Source organism: Bradyrhizobium oligotrophicum (genome assembly GCF_051168495.1).
In the GTDB taxonomy this organism is placed as follows: Bacteria; Pseudomonadota; Alphaproteobacteria; order Rhizobiales; family Xanthobacteraceae; genus Bradyrhizobium; species Bradyrhizobium oligotrophicum_A.
On record NZ_JBNPVB010000017.1, the window covers coordinates 145,330 to 167,035 of the forward strand.

Annotated in this window: 22 protein-coding genes; 3 read left to right on the forward strand and 19 right to left on the reverse strand. The window is 66.2% G+C overall.

The window, feature by feature from the left end:
- Positions 1-11: 11 nt before the first annotated feature.
- From ACQR1B_RS27600 to yajC, 5 genes are all read right to left on the reverse strand, one after another.
- Positions 12-875: a phytoene/squalene synthase family protein gene (locus ACQR1B_RS27600; protein WP_434835534.1), complete on the reverse strand. Its 864-nt coding sequence runs from the start codon at positions 873-875 to the stop codon at positions 12-14.
- The gene (locus ACQR1B_RS27605; RefSeq protein WP_434835535.1) at positions 872-1,249 is read right to left on the reverse strand and encodes an Mth938-like domain-containing protein; all 378 of its coding nucleotides are present in this window, start codon (positions 1,247-1,249) and stop codon (positions 872-874) included. Before ACQR1B_RS27605 ends, ACQR1B_RS27600 begins: the two co-directional genes overlap by 4 nt.
- Positions 1,250-1,297: 48 nt before the next feature.
- Positions 1,298-2,305, reverse strand: coding sequence for a protein translocase subunit SecF (gene secF / locus ACQR1B_RS27610; protein WP_434835536.1), 1,008 nt, complete (start codon positions 2,303-2,305; stop codon positions 1,298-1,300).
- 8 nt (positions 2,306-2,313) lie between these two features.
- Positions 2,314-3,915: a protein translocase subunit SecD gene (gene secD, locus ACQR1B_RS27615; RefSeq protein ID WP_434835537.1), complete on the reverse strand. Its 1,602-nt coding sequence runs from the start codon at positions 3,913-3,915 to the stop codon at positions 2,314-2,316.
- A gap of 89 nt (positions 3,916-4,004) precedes the next feature.
- Positions 4,005-4,373 carry a preprotein translocase subunit YajC gene (gene yajC, locus ACQR1B_RS27620; protein WP_434835538.1) on the reverse strand — a complete coding sequence of 123 codons (369 nt, stop codon included), beginning with the start codon at positions 4,371-4,373 and terminating at the stop codon, positions 4,005-4,007.
- A gap of 205 nt (positions 4,374-4,578) precedes the next feature.
- Between yajC and ACQR1B_RS27625 the strand changes: the two genes are divergently transcribed.
- Entirely contained in the window at positions 4,579-5,583 is a 1,005-nt protein-coding gene (locus ACQR1B_RS27625) for an ATP-binding protein (RefSeq protein WP_434835539.1), read from the forward strand.
- A 276-nt stretch (positions 5,584-5,859) separates the two neighbouring features.
- Here the strand turns inward: ACQR1B_RS27625 and ACQR1B_RS27630 are convergent, their stop codons facing one another.
- Together ACQR1B_RS27630 and ACQR1B_RS27635 are read right to left on the reverse strand one after the other, a co-directional pair.
- A complete protein-coding gene (locus ACQR1B_RS27630; RefSeq protein WP_434835540.1) occupies positions 5,860-7,320 on the reverse strand; it encodes a peptidoglycan DD-metalloendopeptidase family protein in 1,461 nt (486 codons plus the stop codon).
- Positions 7,321-7,427: 107 nt separating this feature from the next.
- Positions 7,428-8,075 carry a protein-L-isoaspartate(D-aspartate) O-methyltransferase gene (locus ACQR1B_RS27635; protein ID WP_434835564.1) on the reverse strand — a complete coding sequence of 216 codons (648 nt, stop codon included), beginning with the start codon at positions 8,073-8,075 and terminating at the stop codon, positions 7,428-7,430.
- A 276-nt stretch (positions 8,076-8,351) separates the two neighbouring features.
- Between ACQR1B_RS27635 and ACQR1B_RS27640 the strand changes: the two genes are divergently transcribed.
- Positions 8,352-8,735 carry a response regulator gene (locus ACQR1B_RS27640; protein ID WP_434835541.1) on the forward strand — a complete coding sequence of 128 codons (384 nt, stop codon included), beginning with the start codon at positions 8,352-8,354 and terminating at the stop codon, positions 8,733-8,735.
- 39 nt (positions 8,736-8,774) lie between these two features.
- Here ACQR1B_RS27640 and surE read toward each other — a convergent pair whose 3' ends face one another.
- From surE to ACQR1B_RS27700, 12 genes are all read right to left on the reverse strand, one after another.
- Entirely contained in the window at positions 8,775-9,542 is a 768-nt protein-coding gene (gene surE, locus ACQR1B_RS27645) for a 5'/3'-nucleotidase SurE (protein ID WP_434835542.1), read from the reverse strand.
- A 97-nt stretch (positions 9,543-9,639) separates the two neighbouring features.
- Positions 9,640-9,990, reverse strand: a complete 351-nt coding sequence (locus ACQR1B_RS27650) for a hypothetical protein (RefSeq protein ID WP_434835543.1) — start codon at positions 9,988-9,990, stop codon at positions 9,640-9,642.
- Between the two features lie 102 nt (positions 9,991-10,092).
- The gene (gene serS / locus ACQR1B_RS27655; RefSeq protein ID WP_434835544.1) at positions 10,093-11,421 is read right to left on the reverse strand and encodes a serine--tRNA ligase; all 1,329 of its coding nucleotides are present in this window, start codon (positions 11,419-11,421) and stop codon (positions 10,093-10,095) included.
- 135 nt (positions 11,422-11,556) lie between these two features.
- Positions 11,557-12,378 (reverse strand): twin-arginine translocase subunit TatC, encoded by an 822-nt coding sequence (tatC, locus tag ACQR1B_RS27660; RefSeq protein ID WP_434835545.1) that lies wholly within the window; start codon positions 12,376-12,378, stop codon positions 11,557-11,559.
- Positions 12,375-12,902 carry a Sec-independent protein translocase protein TatB gene (tatB, locus tag ACQR1B_RS27665; protein ID WP_434835546.1) on the reverse strand — a complete coding sequence of 176 codons (528 nt, stop codon included), beginning with the start codon at positions 12,900-12,902 and terminating at the stop codon, positions 12,375-12,377. Before tatB ends, tatC begins: the two co-directional genes overlap by 4 nt.
- 109 nt (positions 12,903-13,011) lie before the next feature.
- Positions 13,012-13,245, reverse strand: a complete 234-nt coding sequence (locus ACQR1B_RS27670) for a twin-arginine translocase TatA/TatE family subunit (RefSeq protein ID WP_006614346.1) — start codon at positions 13,243-13,245, stop codon at positions 13,012-13,014.
- A gap of 282 nt (positions 13,246-13,527) precedes the next feature.
- Positions 13,528-14,673, reverse strand: a complete 1,146-nt coding sequence (gene scpB / locus ACQR1B_RS27675) for an SMC-Scp complex subunit ScpB (RefSeq protein ID WP_434835547.1) — start codon at positions 14,671-14,673, stop codon at positions 13,528-13,530.
- Between the two features lie 19 nt (positions 14,674-14,692).
- Positions 14,693-15,532 carry a segregation and condensation protein A gene (locus ACQR1B_RS27680; protein ID WP_434835548.1) on the reverse strand — a complete coding sequence of 280 codons (840 nt, stop codon included), beginning with the start codon at positions 15,530-15,532 and terminating at the stop codon, positions 14,693-14,695.
- On the reverse strand, positions 15,529-16,557 hold the full coding sequence (gene nagZ, locus ACQR1B_RS27685) for a beta-N-acetylhexosaminidase (protein WP_434835565.1): 1,029 nt from the start codon (positions 16,555-16,557) through the stop codon (positions 15,529-15,531). Before nagZ ends, ACQR1B_RS27680 begins: the two co-directional genes overlap by 4 nt.
- A gap of 42 nt (positions 16,558-16,599) precedes the next feature.
- The gene (locus tag ACQR1B_RS27690; protein ID WP_434835549.1) at positions 16,600-18,165 is read right to left on the reverse strand and encodes an SPOR domain-containing protein; all 1,566 of its coding nucleotides are present in this window, start codon (positions 18,163-18,165) and stop codon (positions 16,600-16,602) included.
- A gap of 95 nt (positions 18,166-18,260) precedes the next feature.
- Positions 18,261-20,057 carry an arginine--tRNA ligase gene (gene argS, locus ACQR1B_RS27695; protein ID WP_434835550.1) on the reverse strand — a complete coding sequence of 599 codons (1,797 nt, stop codon included), beginning with the start codon at positions 20,055-20,057 and terminating at the stop codon, positions 18,261-18,263.
- Between the two features lie 8 nt (positions 20,058-20,065).
- Positions 20,066-21,232, reverse strand: coding sequence for a deoxyguanosinetriphosphate triphosphohydrolase (locus tag ACQR1B_RS27700; RefSeq protein WP_434835551.1), 1,167 nt, complete (start codon positions 21,230-21,232; stop codon positions 20,066-20,068).
- Positions 21,233-21,341: 109 nt separating this feature from the next.
- Here ACQR1B_RS27700 and erpA point away from each other — a divergent pair, with 109 nt between their 5' ends.
- Entirely contained in the window at positions 21,342-21,698 is a 357-nt protein-coding gene (gene erpA, locus ACQR1B_RS27705) for an iron-sulfur cluster insertion protein ErpA (RefSeq protein ID WP_434835552.1), read from the forward strand.
- The last annotated feature ends 8 nt before the right edge of the window (positions 21,699-21,706 follow it).

Sequence of the window (21,706 nt, forward strand, 5' to 3'; positions counted from 1 at the left end):
TGGCGCCGGCGTCAACGCCCGCGAAAACTGACCGACCTGGCGGCGCGCCACAGCGTCCATAGCGTCGCGAGACGCGAGCGCGGCTGCGGCTGGAACGGGTCGCCAGCGCGGCGCTCGGCCTGCGCCAGATCACGACGGACCAGCGCGAGCGGCAGCAGCACCGGCCGCACCGCCGGTGGCGTCTCGCCCGCCAGCATCAGTGTGTGATCGAGATGCTGCCGCGCCTCGCCGCGCAGATCGGTGAGCATCGCCTGGATCGCCGGCATGGCCTTGCCGGCGAACATCTCCTTCTGGCTGACACCATGCCGCACGAGGAGATCGAGCGGGACGTAGAGCTGGCGGTGCGCGGAATCGCGCGGCAGGGAAGCAATCACCTGCAGGATTCCGAGTGCGATGCCCGCGTGGTGCGCCAGATGATCCGACTCGGCAAAAGGCGGTGCCACGATTTGCATCGCGAGCGCGAACAGCGCCCCGCGCGTGTCGCCGAGATAGCCGTCCAGCGCCGCCATGGTCGGCATCGGATCGTTGTAGAGATCGAACTGATGTTCATCGATCAGCCGCGTCAGCCGCTCGACCGGAAGCGCAAAGCGCTGCACAGTCAGCAGCAGCTCGGCGGCCACGGGATTGCCCTCCACGCCGCCATGTTCATGGCCCGTCAGCGCATCGTGCCACCACTGCAGACGAACCTCGCCAGGGAGCGGCTGCGAGACCAGATCGCGGATACGGCTGACCTCGACGTTGTACGCATACAACGAGAGCAGCGCGCGCCGGATGTCCGGCGCGACGAACAGGGTCGCGGCGTAGCGGTCAAAATCATGCTCGCGGACGAGGCTTGCACAGAACGCGGCGTCGCTTTGGGAGCCGGTCTCGCTCATGGCACCGCGATCAGCGCGGCCGCCACCCGCCGCCGCTCGCCGATCATGACATTGTAGGTGCGGATCGCAGGCCCGGTCTGCATCGCGTCGAGCACGACGTTCACGCCGCGCAGCGCGGCGCGCAGCGGCGTCGGCGGAATCCAGACTTCGGTGCCGGTGCCGACGATCAGCGTGTCGATCTTGTTGGCCGCATCGAAGATGCGCTGCAGGGAATGGCGATCGATCTGGCTAGGCTGGGTGACGTCCCAGGCCCAGATCGAATCCGGCAGGCACAGCAGCGAGCCGCGATGCGACATGTCGGCAAAGGCGAAGCCGCCTTTGCCATAGCCGTCGATCGCTGCGGACCGCGGAAAATGCGGCGTGTCAGCTGACATGCGAGACCAACCTTCCAGCCCCGATCCGGCTCCAATGGCTGGTCCCGATCAAGGCTTCTTCTTCGGCTCGTCGACCTGATCCCCCCGAACGGTGCCGACGCCGAGATAGATCAGGATCGGCGCCGCGATGAATATCGAGGTGTAGGTGCCGACCAGCACGACGCCGAACATCATGACAGCCGTGAAGCTGTGAATGGCCGGGCCGCCGAACAGCAGCAGAGCGAGCAACGCCAAGGTCACCGTGACGTGGGTGATGATCGAGCGCGACAGCGTCGAGTTGATCGACTCGTTGAGCAGTTGCGGCATCGGCATCTTCTTGTAGCGCCTGAGCATCTCGCGGATACGGTCGTAGATGACGACGGTGTCGTTGAGCGAGTAGCCGAGAATGGTCAGCAGCGCCGCGATGCTGGTGAGGTCGAAATCGACCTGGCTCACCGACATGAAGCCGATCGTCAGCACGATGTCGTGGACGTTGGCGATCATGGCACCGAGCGCGAACTGCCACTCGAAGCGGAACCAGAGATAGATCAGGATCGAGACGATCGCGAGCATCAGACCGAGCATGCCGACGGCAAGGAACTCGCCGGACACGCGCGGACCCACGACCTCGACCCGGCGATATTCGACGGAATCGCCGATTGCCGCCTTCACCTTGTTGGCGGCCTCCTGCTGCGCGGCGTCACCGCCGGGCTGCTCGGCAACGCGGATCAGGACGCCCTCAGGACCGCCGAACTGCTGCAGCTGCACCTCGCCGAGGCCGAGCGTGGCCAGCGTCGCGCGCATCCCCGCGATATCGGCCGTGCCGGACTTGGCCCGCACCTCGAGCAGGCTGCCGCCGCGGAAGTCGATGCCGAGGTTGAGGCCATGGGTGAAGAACAGCACGATCGCGAGAATCGACAGCGCCGCCGAGATCGGAAAGCTGATGCGACGGAACTGCGTGAAATCGAAATGCGTGTCGTCGGGAACGATGCGCAGCGACGGCAGCAGGCCGAGCGCGCTGACCACTGTCAGCACCGCGATCAGGATGCCAAGCCCGATGAGAACCCAGTGTGTCACTTTAGCTCCTAGATTGGCACGCTTTGCGGCCGCTTCCACCGCACCCAGGCCGCCACGATCAGGCGGGTGAGCGTGAAGGCGGTGAAGACCGTGGTGAGGATGCCGATGCCGAGCGTCACGGCGAAGCCGCGCACTGGGCCGGTGCCGATGTAGAACAGCACCGCCGCGGCGATGAAGGTGGTGATGTTGGAGTCGAGAATCGTCGCCAGCGCGCGCTTGAAGCCGGCGTCGATCGCCGAGATCGCGTTGCGACCGCCGCGCAGTTCCTCACGAATGCGCTCATAGATCAGCACGTTGGAGTCGACGGCGATGCCGACCGTGAGCACGATGCCGGCGATGCCCGGCAAGGTCAGCGTTGCATTCAGCAGCGACAGCACGCCGAAGATCATCGCGACGTTGACTATGACCGCGATGTTGGCGAACACGCCGAACAGCCGGTAGGTCAGCAGCATGAACACGATGACCAAAATCGAGCCAACATAGGAGGCAAGCTCGCCCTTGGCGATCGAATCGGCGCCGAGACCTGGACCGACGGTGCGCTCCTCGATGACCGTGAGCGGCGCCGGCAGTGCGCCGGCGCGCAGCAGGATCGCAAGCTCGTTGGCCGATTGCACCGTGAAATTGCCGGAGATCTGGCCCGAGCCGCCGGTGATCGGTTCGCGGATGACGGGCGCCGAGATCACCTTATTATCGAGGACGATGGCGAAGGGCTGGCCGACATTCTCGGTGGTGGCCTGCGCGAATTTGCGCGCGCCGGCCGAGTTGAACCGGAACGAGACGATCGGCTCGTTGGTGCGCTGGTCGAAGCCGGTCTGGGCATCCGAGAGATCGCCGCCGGAGACCAGCACCTGCTTCTTCACGACATAAGGCTGGTTGGGCGGCGAGGCGCTCTGCAGCACCTCGGAATCCGGTGGCACCCGCCCCTGCATCGCCTGATCGGGCGACACCGAGCTGTCGACCATGCGGAATTCCATCTTGGCGGTTCGGCCAAGCAGGTTCTTGAGCTCGGTCGGATCCTGCAAACCGGGGACCTGGACCAGGATGCGGTCGGTGCCCTGGCGCTGGATCACGGGCTCGACAGTGCCGAGCTCGTTGATGCGGCGTTCGACGATCTGGATCGACTGTTCGATGGTCTGGCGGATGCGCTCGGTGATCGCGGCCTGCGGAATCGTCAGCCGGATCAGGCCGCTGCCGGCGTCACTGACCTCGAGGCTGCGCTGGCCGCTGGAGCCCAGCAGGCCGCCGAGCGGCTGCGAGAGATCGCGCAGTTTGGACAGCGCAGCTCCTACGTCGGTATCCTTGGTGATCCGGACCTCGACGCCGTCACCGCGGCTGACCAGTCCCGTGTAGCCGATCTTCGCATCACGGAGCGTGCGGCGGACATCGTCGCGCACCGCATCGAGCCGCTCCTTCTTGACGTAGTTGGAATCGACTTCGAGCAGCAGATAGGAGCCGCCCTGCAGGTCGAGGCCGAGCACGATATGGCGCTGCGCCCAGGCCGGCCAGGTCTTGACCGTCGCTTCCGGGAAGAAGTTCGGCACCGCGCACAGGCACACCACGAGCGCCGTGAGGATGATGCCCAGCGCCTTCCACCGCGTGAAATACAACATGGGAGTGATCCGTAGGGGCCGCAGCAGGCCCGGAAAATCAGAACATCAGACGGCGAACGAGGTCCGGTCTCGGACCGGCCGGGCGACGATCAGCTTGCGGCCTTGTCTTCTTTCTTGTCGTCCTTCGCGTCTGCCTTCGCCGGCTCGCCCTTGGTGCGGACGCCGGTGATCATCTGACGCATCTGCCGCACGCGGATGCCGTCGGCGATCTCGAACTCCACCTGGTCGTCGTCGACGACCTTGGTGACCTTGCCGACCAGACCGCCCTGGGTCACGATCGTATCGCCGCGGCGGACGTTCTTGACGAGGTCGGCGTGCTCTTTGACCTTCTTCTGCTGCGGCCGCAGGATCAGGAAATACATGATCACGAAGATCAGCGCGAAGGGCAGCAGCGACATCAGCATGCTATTGGTGTCGCCGGCGCCGGCGGCCTGGGCATAGGCAGGGGTAATCAGCATGCGGTCGATCCTCGTGGGCCAGCGCCCGGTGAGACGGGAATAGCCGGCGAACCACGCTTGTCTCGGCGCGGGCCGGCCTCTTTGCGAATTTCGCGCGGAATATAACGGCCGCGGTCCCAATAGCAAGGCGCCCTTCCCCTTCATTTCGCCCCGCTTGCGGCCGCGAGCGAGGCCCGATATGGCTGCCCCATCAGGAACTTGCAGCATGTCGAAAAAACCAGCCAAAGCCCCGCCCCGCAGCCCCGCCAAATCCCTCTCCCGACCACTCGCCAAGGCCGCCAGGCCGGCGGCGCAAAAGCCGTCGAAGGTCGCGGCAAAACGTCCCGCCAGCCCAGCCGCCGACAATACGCCGGAGCGGATCGCGCGTGCGCTGGAGGCGATTGCCGTGCATCTGGCGGCAACCCATGCGGGTGCCGCGCCGGCGCAGGATCTGGATGCAGCCGACGCTTTCGTCTGGCATCCGAACGGCAGGCTCGCGACCGTGCCGCGCGTCAGCCGCGTCGACATCGACCTGCTCAAGGGCATCGACCGGATGCGCGACATCCTGATCGAGAACACCGAGCGCTTCGCCAACGGCCTGCCGGCCAACAACGCCCTGTTGTGGGGCGCGCGCGGCATGGGCAAATCGTCACTGGTGAAGGCCGCCCACGCCAGCATCAACGTCGCGCGCAAACCGGCCGATCGGCTGAAGCTGATCGAGATTCACCGTGAGGACATCGAGAGCCTGCCGGCGCTGATGGACATCCTGCGCGCTGCGCCGTTCCATTTCATCGTGTTCTGCGACGACCTGTCGTTCGACGGCAATGATGCGTCCTACAAGTCGCTGAAGGCCGTGCTCGAAGGCGGCATCGAGGGACGTCCCGAGAACGTCATCCTCTACGCGACCTCGAACCGGCGCCATCTGCTGGCGCGCGACATGATCGAGAACGAGCGCTCGACCGCGATCAATCCGGGCGAAGCGGTCGAGGAGAAGGTCTCGCTGTCCGACCGCTTCGGCCTGTGGCTCGGCTTCCACCGCTGCAGCCAGGACGAATATCTCGCGATGGTCAAAGGCTATTGCAGCCATTTCGGCATCGCGGTGGACGAGGACGATCTGCAGCGCGAGGCGCTGGAATGGTCGACGACGCGCGGCTCCCGCTCCGGCCGCGTCGCCTGGCAGTTCACGCAGGATCTCGCGGGCCGACTCGGCGTGCGGCTGAGCGCGAAGTAACAGCGCCGATCATCTCCTCCATTGTCATGCCCCGCGCAGGCGGGGCATCCAGTACGCCGAGGCTGGATCGTCCGCCTGCGCGGACGATGACCGCCGCGTTTGTGGCACGCAGCCTGCCCCACACGCTGTCATTGCGAGCGCAGCGAAGCAATCCAGACTGCCTCAGCAGAAAGACTCTGGATTGCTTCGCTGCGCTCGCAATGACGGATGTTGACAGCCTCGGTCAAACAATCGGACCCGCCCGAGGCGGGACCGATCGCGGAGATAAGCTGAATCTCACGCCCCGTTGAGGAATTGCAGCGGGTCAACCGGCGACGATCCCTTGCGGATCTCGAAGTGGAGTTGCGGCGATCCGACTTCTCCCGATTGACCCGACTTGGCAATGACCTGGCCGCGCTTGATCGGATCACCGCGCTTCACCATCAGCTCACTCGCATGGGCATATGCGGTGACGTAGCCGTTGGAATGCCGCACCAGGACAAGGTTGCCATAACCCTTCAGTTCGTTGCCGGCATAGGCGACGACGCCATCCTCCGCGGCCTTCACCGGCGTGCCCTCGGGCACGGCGATGTTGATGCCGTCATTGGACTTGCCGTTCGTCTTGGCGCCGTAGCTCGTGATCACCTTGCCGCGCGCCGGCCAGCGGAAGGTCGGCAGCGAGCTCGTGGTCTCGGCCGGGCGCGCCGGCTCTTCCTCTTTCTCCGGCGCCGGATTGGCCTGGGCCAGCCTGGCGGTCTGGACAGGCCCCGCCGTCGCCACCCGCGTGGTCGGCATCGGCGCGGGCACGGTCGCAACCGCCTGGGGAACGGCTGCGACCGGGGCCACGGGCGCAGCGGCCGCTGCGACCTTGCCAGGGACGGTCAGCCTGGCACCGAGCTTCAGGGGAGAACTCTGATCGAGATTGTTGGCACGGGCGAGTTCAGCCGGCGAGATGCCGTTCTTGCGCGCGATGCCAGCCAGCGTATCGCCACGGTTGACGAAGTGGACGGTCGCGGAGCTGGCGGGGGCCGCGACCGCCACCGGCCGCGGCGCGACCGGCGCAGCCATGGGCGCCGCGGCGACCGGTGTCGCGACCGGTTGAGCGGCCGGCGCAGCCGCAACCGTGCCGGGATGCGGAATGATCAGCTGCTGGCCGGGCGACAAGGCCCTTGGACCCTTGTAGCCGTTGGCGGCCAGGATCTCGGCAGCCGTCACGCGATAGCGCTTGGCCAGGATGTCGAGCGTATCGCTGGTGCCGACGATGATCTTGGTGCCTCCGGCAGGGCGCGCCGCGGCGACGGAGCGCGGCGGCACCGCGCCGGTGGTCTCCAGTTGCGGCTGGGCCGGCGGCGCATAAGCGCGCACCGGTGCCGCAGGCGGCGCATAGGGCTGCGGTGCCGGGACCGATGCAGGGGGCGCATATGAAGCCACGCCGCGTCCGCCTGATGCCATGCCTCCGGCGCTGCCGCCGGACGGATAGGACTGCGGAGCTCCGACCGCCGGCGGCGGCAACGCCGACGACGAATAGGCCGGCACCGGCGCGGGCGCCGGCGCATATTGCTGCTGATGCTGCCTGGCCGGCTGCGCCTGCACCGACCCGGTGGCGTCGGAGGCGAAGGGGTTGGAAAACGGGTTTTGCGCCTGCGACAGCCGCGACGACATGTCGGCGCTGCAGCCGGCGACGCCGAACGACATCAGCGCCAGCGCCGTGACCTGCGGCAGGCGGCGCGAGCGAAGCAACTCGACGATAGCGGGCATGGTTACTCACTCGTACGCAACAAACAACGAATTCGAGTAAACACAGCCGCGGTAAATAAGCGCTTAAGCCGCGAATAAAGCGTTGGCGGGCCTGCTGATCCGCTCGTTTAAAGTTCGCGCGCAATCCCCGGAATTGCCGGCACAAATCGCACGTCGACGAGCTCCTTGCGGTCGAAGCGATCGCCATTTCTGGTGACCCTGACGAGGGTCTGGACCCCGTGATGGGGCCCCACCGGCGCGATCAGGATACCGTCCGGCTCCAGCCGGTCGAGCAGGCTCTGAGGAATTTCGTCCATCGCCGCCGTCACGATGATGCGGTCGAACTGGCCGGCCCCGGGCGGCAGCGCATAGCCATCCCCCAGCATGACCTCGACGTTGAAGCAGTTGAGCTTCTCCAGCCGCTCCCGGGCCTTGTCGGCCAATGTCCGAAAGCGCTCGACCGTCAGGACGTGGGCCGTGAGCCGGGACAGGATCGCAGCCTGATATCCCGACCCGGTCCCGATTTCGAGCACCCGGTGGGTCTTCTGCAGCTTGAGCTGCTCGGTCATATAGGCGACGACGAAGGGCTGGCTGATGGTCTGCCCACAGGCGATCGCCATCGCGCTGTCGCGATAGGCATCGGGACGATCGGCCGGCAGCACGAACTCCTCCCGCGGCACCTCCTCCATCGCGCGCAAGACAGCCTGGTCACTGATCCCGCGGCGGCGCAGGGTCAGCTGAAACATCATCTTTTCTGGCGGAGGCGTCGGGGGCATAGTGACGTTTCGATTATTCACCTGCGTCCAATTTAGAGCATCGTCGACGTGTTGCGCACCGAATTTCGGCGCAAGCCGCGGCGAAGACGGAGGGCCTTCCGTGAGGGACCCCACAAATCCGCTGCCGGCCAGGAACCACCGGTGACCGAATCCGTTCACCTTGCGGGGCAATTTTGCCCGCCGAGGAGCCGCCATATGCAGGGACGACGATGTTGACGTTGCGTAGCAAGCGGTTATTTGCAAGCGTCAGATCGGGTTTGGGCGAGGACTGACATCATGACTGCACCGCGGCCTCCGCGCGGCTCTGTGTTTCTGGTCGAAGACGAAGTCATGATCAGGATGATGGTGGCCGACATGCTCGAGGAGCTCGGCTACACTGTCGCGGCCGAGGCCGGCGAGATCGGCGAAGCACTGCGGCTCGCCGAGAGCACCTATTTCGATGTCGCCATCCTCGACGTCAACGTCAACGGCAAGGTGATCTCGCCGGTGGCCGATCTGATCAAGTCGCGCAATCGTCCCTTCATCTTCGCAACCGGATACGGCTCATCCGGGCTGCCCGAGGAATATCGCGACCGGCCTGCTTTGCAGAAACCGTTTCAGCTCGAGACGCTCGGCAAGGCGATCGAGCTCGCCCTGCGCAGCGCCGAGCCCCAGGGCTAGCCACGGCTGGTCGCCGGGGCGATCGGAGATAACGACCTTTCAGCCGAGAATGTCGCTGAGCTTGCCGGAAAACGCCTCATCGGTGCGATCGAGGCGCAGCGGCGTCACCGACACGTAGTGGGCCGCCAGCGCGGCGAGATCGGTGCCCTCCTCGGGCACGTCGAGAGCCGCGGCACGGTCGAAGCCGACCCAAAAATACGGATTGCCGCGACCGTCGCGGCGCTCATCGACCTTCAGGAAGCCGAGATTGCGCTTGCCCTGGCGGGTCACGACGATGCCCCGGACCTCGTCGGGCGCGCAGGACGGAAAGTTGACGTTGATCACCGTGTTCTTCGGCACGCCGGCTTCCAGCACCTTGCGCACGATTTGCGGCCCGAATTTGAGCGCGGTGTCCCAGGACGGCTTGTCGCGGGTGGCGACGCTGAATTCCTGCGACAGCGCAAACGACGCCAGGCCGAGAATCGTGCCTTCGAGGGCGCCGGCGATGGTGCCGGAATAGACCACGTCCTCGGCGACGTTGCGGCCCTTGTTCACGCCGGAGAGCACTAGATCTGGACGCTGCTCGCCGAGAATGTGTCGGGCGCCCATGATGACGCAGTCGGTCGGCGTGCCGCGCACCGCGAAATGCCGCGGACCGACCTCGCGCAGCCGCAACGGGTCGTTGAGCGAAAGCGAATGCGACACGCCGCTCTGGTCGAGTTCGGGCGCGACGATCCAGACGTCGTCGGACAGGACGCGCGCGATCTCCTCGATCACCTTGAGACCCGGCGCATGGATCCCGTCGTCATTGGTGCAGAGAATCCGCATGGCCAGCCTTCCATCCCGTTCAAGACGATTGCCGGGGTGTCTTATCTGCTGCGCAGCATCGAGGCAAACCCCGGCGCCCTGGCTTGCTATCGGTTGTTCAGGGCCGGATTCGCCACTGCGGCAGGAACCGGGCGAGCTTCCCTCGCGTCCCCAACTTGAGCGACACGGTCGGGATAGCCGACACGTCGGACGCTGGCGTCGGCACCGGCGTTGCGGACTCCGCCCGCGGCAGCGCCGGAAATCGGGCCCGCGCGACATCGAGCGCCTTGTCGAAGTCGGCAGCGTTGAACCAGGGCTGATGGCGCAGGGACTCGCCGAGGCCATCGTCCCACACCGTCGCACGATCGATGTCGAATGCACCCTCCAGGCGCTGATCGACCGCCTGGATGCCGGAGCCGGTGACGGCCCATTGCCGTCCAATCCAGAAAATATCCCGATGCAGGGCCATGGCCGCCTCGGTCTGAAAAGCGATTGCTGAACAGACCGCAGGATACGACCAGCCCGGCGCCGCGCAAGACGGCGCGCGGTCCGGATGCAGTTTGCCGCGCCGTTATGGCTCCGCAGCGACCACCTTGAGGCCGCCCATATAGGGCTGCAGCACGTCGGGGACGGCGATCGAGCCGTCCGCCTGCTGATAGGTTTCGATCACCGCGATCAGCGCGCGGCCGACCGCCGTCCCCGAGCCGTTCAATGTGTGCACGAAACGGGGCTTGCCGTCGCCGGCACGGTAGCGTGCATCCATGCGGCGGGCCTGGAAGTCGCCGCACACCGAACAGCTGGAAATCTCGCGGAAGGCGCCGCCGTCGCCCTGCCCCGGCATCCAGACCTCGATGTCGTAGGTCTTCTGCGAGGAGAAGCCCATGTCGCCGGTGCACAGCGTGATGACGCGATAGTGCAGATCGAGCCGCCGCAGCACTTCTTCGGCGCAGGCCAGCATGCGCTCATGCTCGTCCTTGCTGGTCTCCGGCGTCGTGATCGACACCAGTTCGACCTTGGTGAACTGGTGCTGGCGGATCATGCCGCGGGTGTCGCGACCCGCGGCGCCCGCCTCCGCGCGGAAGCACGGCGTCAACGCCGTGAGCCGCATCGGCAGCTCCTTCTCGTCGACGATCGATTCACGCACCAAGTTGGTGAGCGCGACCTCGGCGGTCGGAATGAGACCCAGACGCTCGGTCTTGAGACGCTCGTCCGGCGCGATGAGGAGCTCGCCTCTCACGGCCCAGAACTGGTCGTCCTCGAATTTCGGCAACTGGCCAGTGCCGAACATGACATCGTTGCGCACCAGCAGCGGCGGATTGATCTCGGTGTAGCCGTGCTCGGTGGTGTGCAGGTCGAGCATGAACTGCCCGAGCGCGCGCTCCAGCCGCGCCAGTCCTTTTTTCAGCACGACGAAGCGCGCGCCCGACAGCTTTGCTGCCGATTCGAAGTCCATGCCGAGCGCCGTGCCGATGTCGTCGTGCGGCTTCGTCGCAAAGGCATAGTTGCGCCTGCCGCCAAACACATGACGCTCGACATTGTCGTGCTCGTCCTTGCCGTCCGGCACCTCGTCGAGCGGCAGATTGGGAATCGCCGACAGCTCGCGCGCCAGTTCCTCGTCGGCCTGCTTGGCGGCGGTCTCGAGCTCCGGCATCGTGGTCTTGAGCTTGGCGACCTCCTCCATCAGCGCCGATGCGCGCGCATCGTCCTTGGCTTTCTTGGCCTCGCCGATCTCCTTGGAGGCGGCGTTGCGCCGCGCCTGCGCCTGCTCGGACGCCAGGATCGCGGCACGCCGCCGCTCGTCGATGGCCAGCAGTTGCGACGACAGCGGCGCCAGACCCCGGCGCGTCAGCGCCGCATCGAAACCTTGCGGATTGTCGCGGATCGATTTGATGTCGTGCATGGTCGTTCGGTCCTGGGAACGAAAAGATGTCGGCGAGTCGCCATGGTGCGCGGGCCGGGCCTGCACTACCGCGAATGGCCGCGGATGGGAACAGGCTACGCCCGCCCGGGACGAGCCCGGGCAGCAAAGCCCACCCTACGCGGCCGGATTGGTCGGCAGGTTGTCCGATCCCGACGACGAGCCGGAGCCCGACTTGGTCGCATTTGCCTGCTTCTCGACGATCCCCACCGCGATGATGGCGCCCTCGTAGAGCGCCAGCAGCGGGATCGCCAGTGACGCCTGGCTCAGCACGTCCGGCGGCGTCAGCACCGCGGCGATGATGAAGGCGACGACGATGAAATAGCGGCGCTTCTCCCGCAGCATCTGCGAGGTGACGATGCCGATGCGGCCGAGCAGGGTCAGGATCACCGGCAGTTGGAACGCGATGCCGAACGCGAAGATTAGAGACATCATCAGCGACAGATATTCGCCGACCTTGGGCAGCAGCGCGATCTGTGCGGTGTCCGGGCCGCCGAGCTGCTGCATGCCGAGCGAGAACCGCACCAGCATCGGCATCACGACGAAATAGACCAGTGCGGACCCAAGCGCGAAAAACACCGGGGTCGCGATCAGGTAAGGCAGGAAGGCGTTGCGCTCGTGACGATAGAGCCCGGGCGCGACGAACTTGTAGATCTGCGTTGCCACGATCGGGAATGAAATGAAGCCGGCGCCGAACATCGCGAGCTTCAGCTGCGTGATGAAGTATTCGAGCAGCTGCGTGTAGATGAACTTGCTGTTCTCCGCGCCCGCCACCCAGACGAACGGCAGCACCAGGATGTTGTAGATCTGCTTGGCGAAGAAGAAGCAGAAGATGAAGGCCACGCCAAAGCCGAGCAGCGCCTTGATGAGCCGCGACCGCAGCTCGATCAGGTGGTCCATCAACGGAGCCTTGCTGGCCTCGATATCTTCGACGGTCATGACGCTTTGGCGTCCTTCGGACGTTCGGCCTCGGACGCTGCCGGCAGCTCAGGCAGCGGCTCGGACTTGATCTCGCGCACGATGGCCAGCGGCTCGCCCACGGCCTGATGAGCCTCGGCCTCCGCGAAAGTTTCAGGTCGAGGAGCTTCGGGGGTGGTCGGAATCACCGGAGTCTCGGGCGAGGCGGCGACCGCGTCCGTGGCCGGCACAGTCGGCTCGGCGGGCTTGTCGACGCCCTCGATGTCGAGCGCCTTGTCGACGTCGCGCTGCAGCGACGTCATCAGGCCGCTGGGCGTGAAACCGCTGGCGGCTTCCTTGACCTCGTCGAAGCTCTTCTTGAGGTCGGCCATCTCGGCCTCGCGCATCGCTTCCTGGAACTGCCCCTGGAACTCGGAGGCCATCCGGCGGGCCTTGCCCATCCACTGCCCGACCATGCGCAGAACGCCGGGAAGCTCCTTGGGGCCGATCGCAATCAGCGCGACGACCCCAATGACGAGCAGTTCACTCCACCCGATATCGAACATCTAAAAATCCGCCACCGCGACGACGCCTGTGATCCCGCCCTGCCCGGGCCCGTCCGAGCAGGTCCCGCCTTGCGGGAGCGCGCGCCGCCCGCGCCTCATCAACAGCAGATCAAACGGCCTTGCTGCCGACATCCGTGCGGGTGGCCGAAGGAGTCGCGCCATGATCGATCGACTTGACCGGCTCGGTCTTCTCCGGCGCCTTGTCGTCGTCCTGCATGCCCTTCTTGAAGGCCTTGATGCCCTGTGCGACATCGCCCATCAGATCGGAGATCTTGCCGCGCCCGAACAACAGCAGGACGACCGCGATCACCACGATCCAGTGCCAAATGCTAAGCGAACCCATCCTGCAAACCCTCCAAACATCGGCGCAGCCTTCACCCGACTGCCCGTCGACGCTACCGCCGAAACCGCGCCATATCCATGGACTTGACCGCGACACTTCGCTTCTAGCATCCGGTTGCGAAACAGCAACACGAACGCAAGGCGGCGGGGACCGAAAACGGCGCGCGGACAGCCCGATCTGGCCGGAAGGTAGGCGTCGGCGCCCCCAAAAACAAGCACTTAGGCTCCGCTTAATCGCGGCCGAAGCTACGTAATAACGCGAGTGTTAACGGCCTTGCGGCCGTTACCGTTCTCGATCCGGCGAACCGTCCTCGTCGGTATCGCCGTCGCCTTCGTCGTTCCTGCCGTCGACCTCGTCGTCCGCCGCGGCGTCATCCGACTCGGCCTCAGCTTCGGCCTGAACGTCAACCTCCGCCGAAAGCTCAACGGTTTCGGCAACGGCCTCGTCGCCCTGCTCGGCGACGGCTTCGTCATCCTGCTCGGCAGCGAAGGCCTCGACCGCGAGGCTCACCTCGGCGATCTCGTCTTCGGCGGTCTCGTCGTCCACGTCCGAGTTCGGCAGTTCCAGATCGCCGAGAACGGCCTCCACGGTGCCCTCGTCGTCCACACCGGCCGCCTCGGCCTCGACGGCTCCCGCCTCGGCGGTTTCGGCGACGGCGCCGACCGCCACCACCTGGGCCGTTTCAGCCTGCTCCGAATCGGCCTCGCCAGCCTCAGCCTCCTCGGCTTCGACTTCGACCGCCGGCGCCAGCGCCAGATCGAGATCACCTGGGTCCAGCGGCTCCTCGTCCTCGCGGAGGGTCGGATCGTCGGACGGCGTCGGAACCGTGAAGCCGGTCGGCAGACGCGAATCCAGGAGGCCGGTGCCCTTCAGCTCCTCGAGGCCCGGCAGATCGCCCAGGGTCTCCAGGCTGAACTGAGTCAGGAAGGCGTCCGTCGTACCAAAGGTCAGCGGCCTGCCCGGGGTTTTGCGGCGACCACGCGGCTTGATCCAGCCCGTCTCCAGCAGCACGTCCAGCGTGCCCTTGGAGGTGACCACGCCGCGGATCTCTTCGATCTCCGCGCGCGTCACCGGCTGGTGGTAGGCGACGATGGCCAGCACCTCGATGGCGGCGCGCGACAGCTTGCGCGTCTCGGTGCTTTCGCGCGTCATCAGCCAGGCGAGATCGCCGGCGGTGCGGAACGTCCACTTGTTGGCGACGCGCACGAGGTTGACGCCGCGATTGGCGTAGTCCGCCTGCAGCTGCGCCAGCGCGGCCTTGATGTCGACACCTTCAGGCATACGCTTGGCGAGCGCGGCCTGCTCCAACGGCTCGGCCGAAGCAAACAGGAGAGCCTCGAGGATGCGCAACGCTTCGGGGCGCACCTCGGACTCGCTCGCCGCGATCTCGTCGGGCTCTTCCATGCGCAGTTCCGCCAAGCTTGCCATGGCAGGGTCTCCTTCTTCGTTACTCAACCGTCAAGTCCGGCGCAGCCATAGCGCCGGGCTGGATCGGTGGACGCTTACGAAAATACAGCGGCGCGAACGCCTGCTTCTGGTTCAGCTCGAGCTTGCCTTCGCGAACCAGTTCAAGCACGGCCGCAAAGCTCGATGCGAAGACGGTGGCTTTCTGCGCAGGCTCGACGACGTAGTCCAACAGGTAGTCGTCGAGACATCCCCAGTCGTCCGACACCTCGGTCATGCCGACCAGACGTTCGAGCGACGCCCGCGCCTCGGCGAGCGACCAGACGGTGCGCTTGGCCATATGGACGGATGTCACCACGCGCGACTGGCGCTGAATGGCGTAGGCCGACAGCAGGTCGAACAAGGTCGCGGTGAACTTGGGACGGCGGACTTCCGCAATCTCTTCCGGATTGCCGCGCGGGAACACGTCGCGCTGGAACTGCGGCCGGTTCATCAGCCGATTGGCGGCCTCGCGGATCGCCTCCAGGCGGCGCAGCCGATTGGCAAGCGCAGTGGCCATCTCCTCGGCGCTCGGCCCTTCCTGGGCCGGCGGCTCGGGCAGCAGCAGGCGCGACTTCAGGAACGCCAGCCACGCCGCCATCACCAGATAGTCGGCGGCGAGTTCGAGCCGGATTTTTCGCGCGGCCTCGATGAATTGGAGATACTGGTCGGCGAGCGCCAGGATCGAGATCTTGGCGAGGTCCACCTTCTGCTGCCGCGCCAGCGCGAGCAGCAGGTCGAGCGGGCCTTCATAGCCCTCGACGTCGACGACCAACGCCGGTTCGGCCTCGGCCAGCTCCGTCGTGGGACGGCCGGTTTCAAACGACAGAATTTCAGCGGTCATGCGCTCGCGGGTCCCAGCCGGTTGATCAGGGCGTCGAGTTCGGCGCGCGCGGCGCCGCGATCGAAGCCCGTGGGTGCCCTGCGCGCCGCAAGCGCGCGGTCGGCCCGGGTCAAAGCCTGCCCTGCAAGCAACGGCGTCTCTGCCGCGACGGCCTGCATCTCGTCGAGATTGCCGTTGCAATGCAGAACCATGTCGCAGCCGGCCGCGACGATCGCGCGCGTGCGTTCGGCGAGCGATCCGGCCAATGCATTCATGGAAACGTCATCACTCATCAACAAACCCTGGAACCCGATCCGTCCGCGAATCACCCGCTGGATCATTGTCGCAGAAGTCGTGGCCGGATGGGCGGCGTCGATCGCGCTAAACACAACATGTGCAGTCATCGCCATCGGCAGGTCGGCCAGCGGCCGGAACGCGGCGAAATCGGTGGCGTCGAGTTCCGCTTCCGGCGTGTCGACGGTCGGCAGGCGGAAATGCGTATCGGCGGTGGCGCGGCCGTGCCCCGGGATGTGCTTGAGCACCGGCAGCACGCCACCCTGCTCCAGCCCCTCGGTCACCGCGCGGGCGATCGTCGCCACCTTGGCCGGCGTGGTGCCATAGGCGCGGTCCCCGATCACGGCGTCGGCGCCGGCAACCGGGACGTCAGCGAGCGGCAGGCAGTCGACCGTAATCCCCAGCTGATGCAGATCGTCGGCGATCAGGCGGGCGCTGAGCCAGGCGGCGCGGAGGCCAGCGGCCGAATCAAGGTCGTAGAGCCGGTCGAACACCACGCCTGCGGGATAGACCGGCCAATGCGGCGGCCCCAGCCGCTGCACCCGCCCGCCCTCCTGGTCGATCAGGACGGGAGCGTCGGCGCGACCCACGCAACTGCGTAATTCCTTAACCAGTGCAGTCACTTGAGCGGGTGACTGGACGTTGCGTTTGAACAGGATGAAGCCCCAGGGCCGGCTGTCGCGGATGAACGCGCGCTCGGCGTCGCTGAGGTCGAGGCCGGAGATGCCGGTAATGAAAGCCCGCATGGTCATACGGGCCGCATAGACCCCGCCTTCCGGGCGGTCAAGCAAGCCTTACTGGTTGCTGAACGGGAAACACTGGCCGCCGGCAGTTTTCAACGATCCGCACATCTTGTTGGCCTCTTCCTTCGTCGCGAAGGGGCCGACGGCCGCGCGGTACTTGACACCACCCTTCTCGCCCAGATCCATCCGTTTGATGATCGGCTCGTACTTGCCGAGCACCGCGCCATACTTGTCCTGCACGGACTTGTAGGACGACATCGCCTCGGCTTCGCTCGCCTGCGACGAGATCGAGACCAGATAGCCGCCGGTGCGCTCGTTCTGGGTCTGCTCCGTGACCGGTACGGCCGTCGCGATGCGCGCCGGGGTATTCGCCGCAGGCGCGGCCTGCGGCGTCAGCGGCATCGGGCTGTCGGTCGCGGCGGAGGCATTGGCATTCGCCGGCGACTTGCGGCCCTTCGGCGTCGCCGCCGCCTTGGTTGCCGGCGCAGCCGGCATCGGCGGGTCGGCCGCGGGAGGCTGATTGCCTCCGGTCACGGACAGGGTCTTGATGGGGCGCGGATCGCTGTTGGGCAGAATGCCGTTGGCGTTGGCCATCTGCGGCATCGAGGCCGCGCCGGCGCTGGCCGGCGGCGGCGCCCCATTCTGAGTCATCTGCGGGAACACCACGCGCGGATTGCCGCCGCGGGTGTTGAGGTCCATCGGCGCCTCCTCGCGAGACACCAGCTTCTCGCCGCCATCATTGCCGAGCAGCCGGTCCGGCACCTTGGGTGTCGTATCCTGCTGCGCCATGATCTTGGTCGGGCTGTTATCGGCGCGGATGATCGGCGGCTCACCGGTGCGGGCCGAGGAGATGTAGGTCTTGTAGCCATAGGCGCCGCCGGTCCCGACCACCGCAAGGGTCAGCACCGCGAGCACCGTGCTCATGCCGCTGCGCCGCCGCGGCCGCTCCTCTTCCTCGCCCTCGTCGTAGCCGTCCTGATAGCCGTACTGACCGTCCTGAAAATCGTTGTCGCCCTGATAGCCGTGCTGTCCGGATCCCACCTGGCCGAACAGCGCATCGTCATAGCGCGACGAATCCTGTTCGTTGTCATCGAAATCGCTGCCGCGGTTGTAGTCGCGGTCGTTCTCGGCGAACCCGTGGCGCGACTCGCCGACGCTGTAGTCGAGCTTCGACAACTGATCGGCGAACTCGGCATTCGGATAGCCCGGCTGCTGCCGGGACGCGGCGGCGGGCCCGAAATCCTGTTCGGGGAAGCCCGGCTGCCCGCGCGGATCCTGATAGCCGGCGGGAAAAGACGGCGGCGGCGCGGGCTGCTGTGGCTGCCCCATATCGGCGAACGGATTGGTGGCGGCTTGCTGTTGCGCGTTGGGCGCGCGCTGCATCCAGGTCGGCGGTCCGGGCGGAGGCATGCCGACGGCCGGCTGGTCCTGGGGAGCTGCGGGCCGGGCCATCGGGCGCTGCTGCGCCTGCGGGGTGGCTCGGCCGGATTGCGCGAAGGGGTCGTTCTGTCCGATCAGGCGAGCGAGTTCGGCGAGCGGATCGGCATCGCCCTGCTGGTTTCCACCGCGGCCAAAACCATCAGCGGGAAAGGGTCTGTCCTGGTAACGATCAGCCATCGTGATGAAGCGTCCCTGCGGGTGAGCCGCATATGCGTCCTAAGGCGGACCCTGCCAGATTGAGGCCCCCAACTGAAGTCGTGTGTTTCCCCCAATCAGCGCATTGCATCAGGAGCATTAACGCCCAAGATCGCAAGTCCCGACGCCAGAACCGAGACGACGCCCTGAACCATGGCCAAACGTGCCTTGGTCAATTCTGCATCATCATCGATAATGAAGCGTAAATAGGGCAAATCCCGGCCCCGCGTCCAGAGGGCGTGAAATTCGCTTGCAAGTTCATATAGGTAGAAGGCGATCCTGTGCGGCTCATGCGCCAGGGCCGCGCTTTCAACCGTACGTGGGTACAGCGCCAGCCGTTTCAAGAGGTCGTGTTCGGCCGGGTCGGAGAGTTTTTCGAGGGGCGCCTGGCCGAGATACGCGAGTCGCGCCCCCTCCTCCTCCGGCAGGTCCGGGACGCTGTCCCGGGCATTTCGGAAGATCGAATGCCCACGCGCATGGCCGTACTGGACATAGAACACGGCGTTGTCGCGTGACTGCTCGATGACCTTGGCGAGGTCGAAATCGAGCACGGCGTCATTCTTGCGGTAGAGCATCATGAAACGGACCGCATCGCGCCCCACTTCATCAACAACTTCCCGCAAGGTGACGAAGTCGCCGGAGCGCTTCGACATCTTCACCGGCTCGCCGTTGCGCAACAGCTTGACGAGCTGGACGACCTTGACGTCGAGCACAGCCTGCGCGGCCGTCACCGCCTTCACCGCGGCCTGCATGCGCTTGATGTAGCCGCCGTGATCGGCGCCGAACACGTCGATCAGGTCGGCGAAGCCGCGCTCGAACTTGTGCCGGTGGTTGGCGATGTCGGATGCAAAATAGGTGTAGCTGCCGTCCGACTTGATCAGCGGACGATCGACGTCGTCACCATAGGCGGTGGCGCGGAACAGGAGCTGCTCGCGATCCTCCCAGTCTTCGGGCGGCGCGCCCTTCGGCGGCGGCAGGCGGCCTTCATAGACGTCGCCGCGCTCACGCAGGAAATCGATGGTCTCCGCGACCTTGTTGTTTCCCTGGTTGATGAGCGAGCGCTCGGAGAAGAACACATCGTGGCGGATGTTCAGCGCGGCGAGATCGTCCTTGATCTCGGCCATCATCATCGCGATCGCCTTGTCGCGGACGATCGGCAGCCACTCGGCCTCGGGCATGGCCTTCAGCCTGTCGCCATGCTCGGCCTTGAGCGCCTGCCCGACCGGCTTCAGATAGTCGCCGGGGTAGAGCCCTTCCGGGATCGCGCCGATATCCTCGCCGAGCGCCTCGCGATATCTCAGAAACGCGGAGCGCGCGAGCACGTCGACCTGCGCGCCGGCATCGTTGATGTAGTACTCGCGCGTGACGTCGCGGCCTGCGAACTGCAACAGGCTGCACAGCGCGTCGCCAAACACGGCGCCGCGGCAGTGGCCGACATGCATCGGTCCGGTCGGATTGGCCGAGACGTACTCGACGTTGACCTTCGGCGCGCCGGAAACCGGCGCGATCCGTCCGTAGGCCGCGCCTTCGCGCAGGATCGTGCCCAGCGCCCGCGCCCATACCACGGGCTGCAGAGTGAGGTTGATGAAACCGGGACCGGCGACATCCACCTTCGCCACCAGTTCGTCCGCGCGCAGGCGTTCCGCGATCTTGTCGGCGAGATCCCGCGGCTTCGCCTTGGCCTCCTTGGCGAGCACCATCGCGGCGTTGGTCGCCATGTCGCCGTGGCTCGGATCGCGCGGCGGCTCGACCACCACGCGCGAAAAATCGATGCCCTCGGGCCAGCCGCCGTCCTTGGCGAGCGCGGCGCAGATCGCGTGGACGCGGGCCAGCATGTCGGCAAAAAGATAGGGGGTGGACGCTTGTTCAACCATGCCGCCGCCTAACGCAAATCCGGGGTCGAGTCAAAAAGCCGGTGGTGCTCGGTCAAGGCGAAACGGTCGGTCATTCCGGCGATAAAATGGCCGATGCGGCGCGCGCGGTCGCCCTCCCCGTCAGAACCGTCGAGCCAACCGGCCGGCAGGGTTGCGCCGTCCGCCTGGTAGCGGCCGAACAGGTCCGCCACGATGCGCTCGGCATCGCGCATCACGCCCATCACCCGCTCGTGCCGGTACATCCGCTGCCAGAGAAACGCCTTGATGGTGGCCTCGTGCGCGGCGGCGTCGGCCGGAAACGCCACCAGCGGACCGGCGTGGCGGCGCACGTCGTGCGGCGAGGCCGGTTGTGCCCGCGCGATTCGGCGCTCGGCTTCGGCGGCGACGGCCGCGATCAGATAGGAGATCAGCTCGCGCACCAGCTCGGCGCCGCGCCTGATGTCGTCGAGAACAGGGTACTGGCGATCGATCTCGGCGATCATGTCCGCAAGCAGCGGGATCTCCTTGAGATCGTCGACCGCGAACAGGCCGGCGCGCAGGCCGTCGTCGATGTCGTGGGCGTCGTAGGCGATGTCGTCGGCCAGCGCGGCGACCTGGGCCTCGAGCGAGGCGTAGCTCCACAGTTCCAGGTCGAAGCGGGCGTTGAACTCGGCGATCCCCGTCGGGACCGGGCCCTGCATCGGCCCGTTGTGCTTGACGATGCCCTCGAGCGATTCCCAGGTCAGGTTGAGGCCATCGAAATCCGGGTAGCGCTGCTCGAACGACGTGACGATGCGCAATGTCTGGGCATTGTGGTCGAAGCCGCCGAAGTCGGCCATGCAGCGGTTCAGCGCCCGCTCGCCGGCATGGCCGAACGGCGGATGGCCGAGATCATGCGCCAGGGCCAGCGTCTCCGTCAGATCCTCGTCGAGGCCGAGCTGGCGGGCCAGGGCGCGGGCGATCTGGGCGACTTCCAAAGAATGGGTCAAACGGGTGCGGTAGTGGTCGCCTTCGTGGAAGACGAACACCTGGGTCTTGTGCTTGAGCCGGCGGAAGGCGGTCGAATGGATGACCCGGTCGCAATCCCGGCGAAACGGGCTGCGGGTGCGTGACGGCGGCTCGGCGAACAGGCGGCCCCGGCTGCGGTCGGGATCGCAGGAATAAGGGGCGCGGGGGGCAGCCATTCCGACCGACACGGGCGATTGTTTCCTTTGAGATTTGATTCCAGGACGGAGCCCACTTAACTATGGGGAGCGTCCGGCACCAAATGAATAGGGCATGACGCGCTTTCCGGAGACACTTGCCATGACCGAACTCGCCACGACCGATGCCCCGACCGGCCCCGTCACCATCAGCGAACGCGCCGCCCGCCGCATCGGCGAGATCCTCGGCAAGGAGACGGCAGGCGCCATGCTGCGCATCTCGGTGGAAGGCGGCGGCTGCTCCGGCTTCCAGTACAAGTTCGACATCGACCGCGCCAAGGCGGACGACGATCTGGTGATCGCGCGTGAGAAGGCGGTCGTGCTGGTCGATCCGGCCTCGGTGCCGTTCCTTGCCGGCTCCGAGGTCGATTTCGTCGACGATTTGATGGGCGCCTCGTTCCGGATCAACAATCCCAACGCCACCGCCTCCTGCGGCTGCGGCACCAGCTTCTCGGTCTAGCCCCCTCC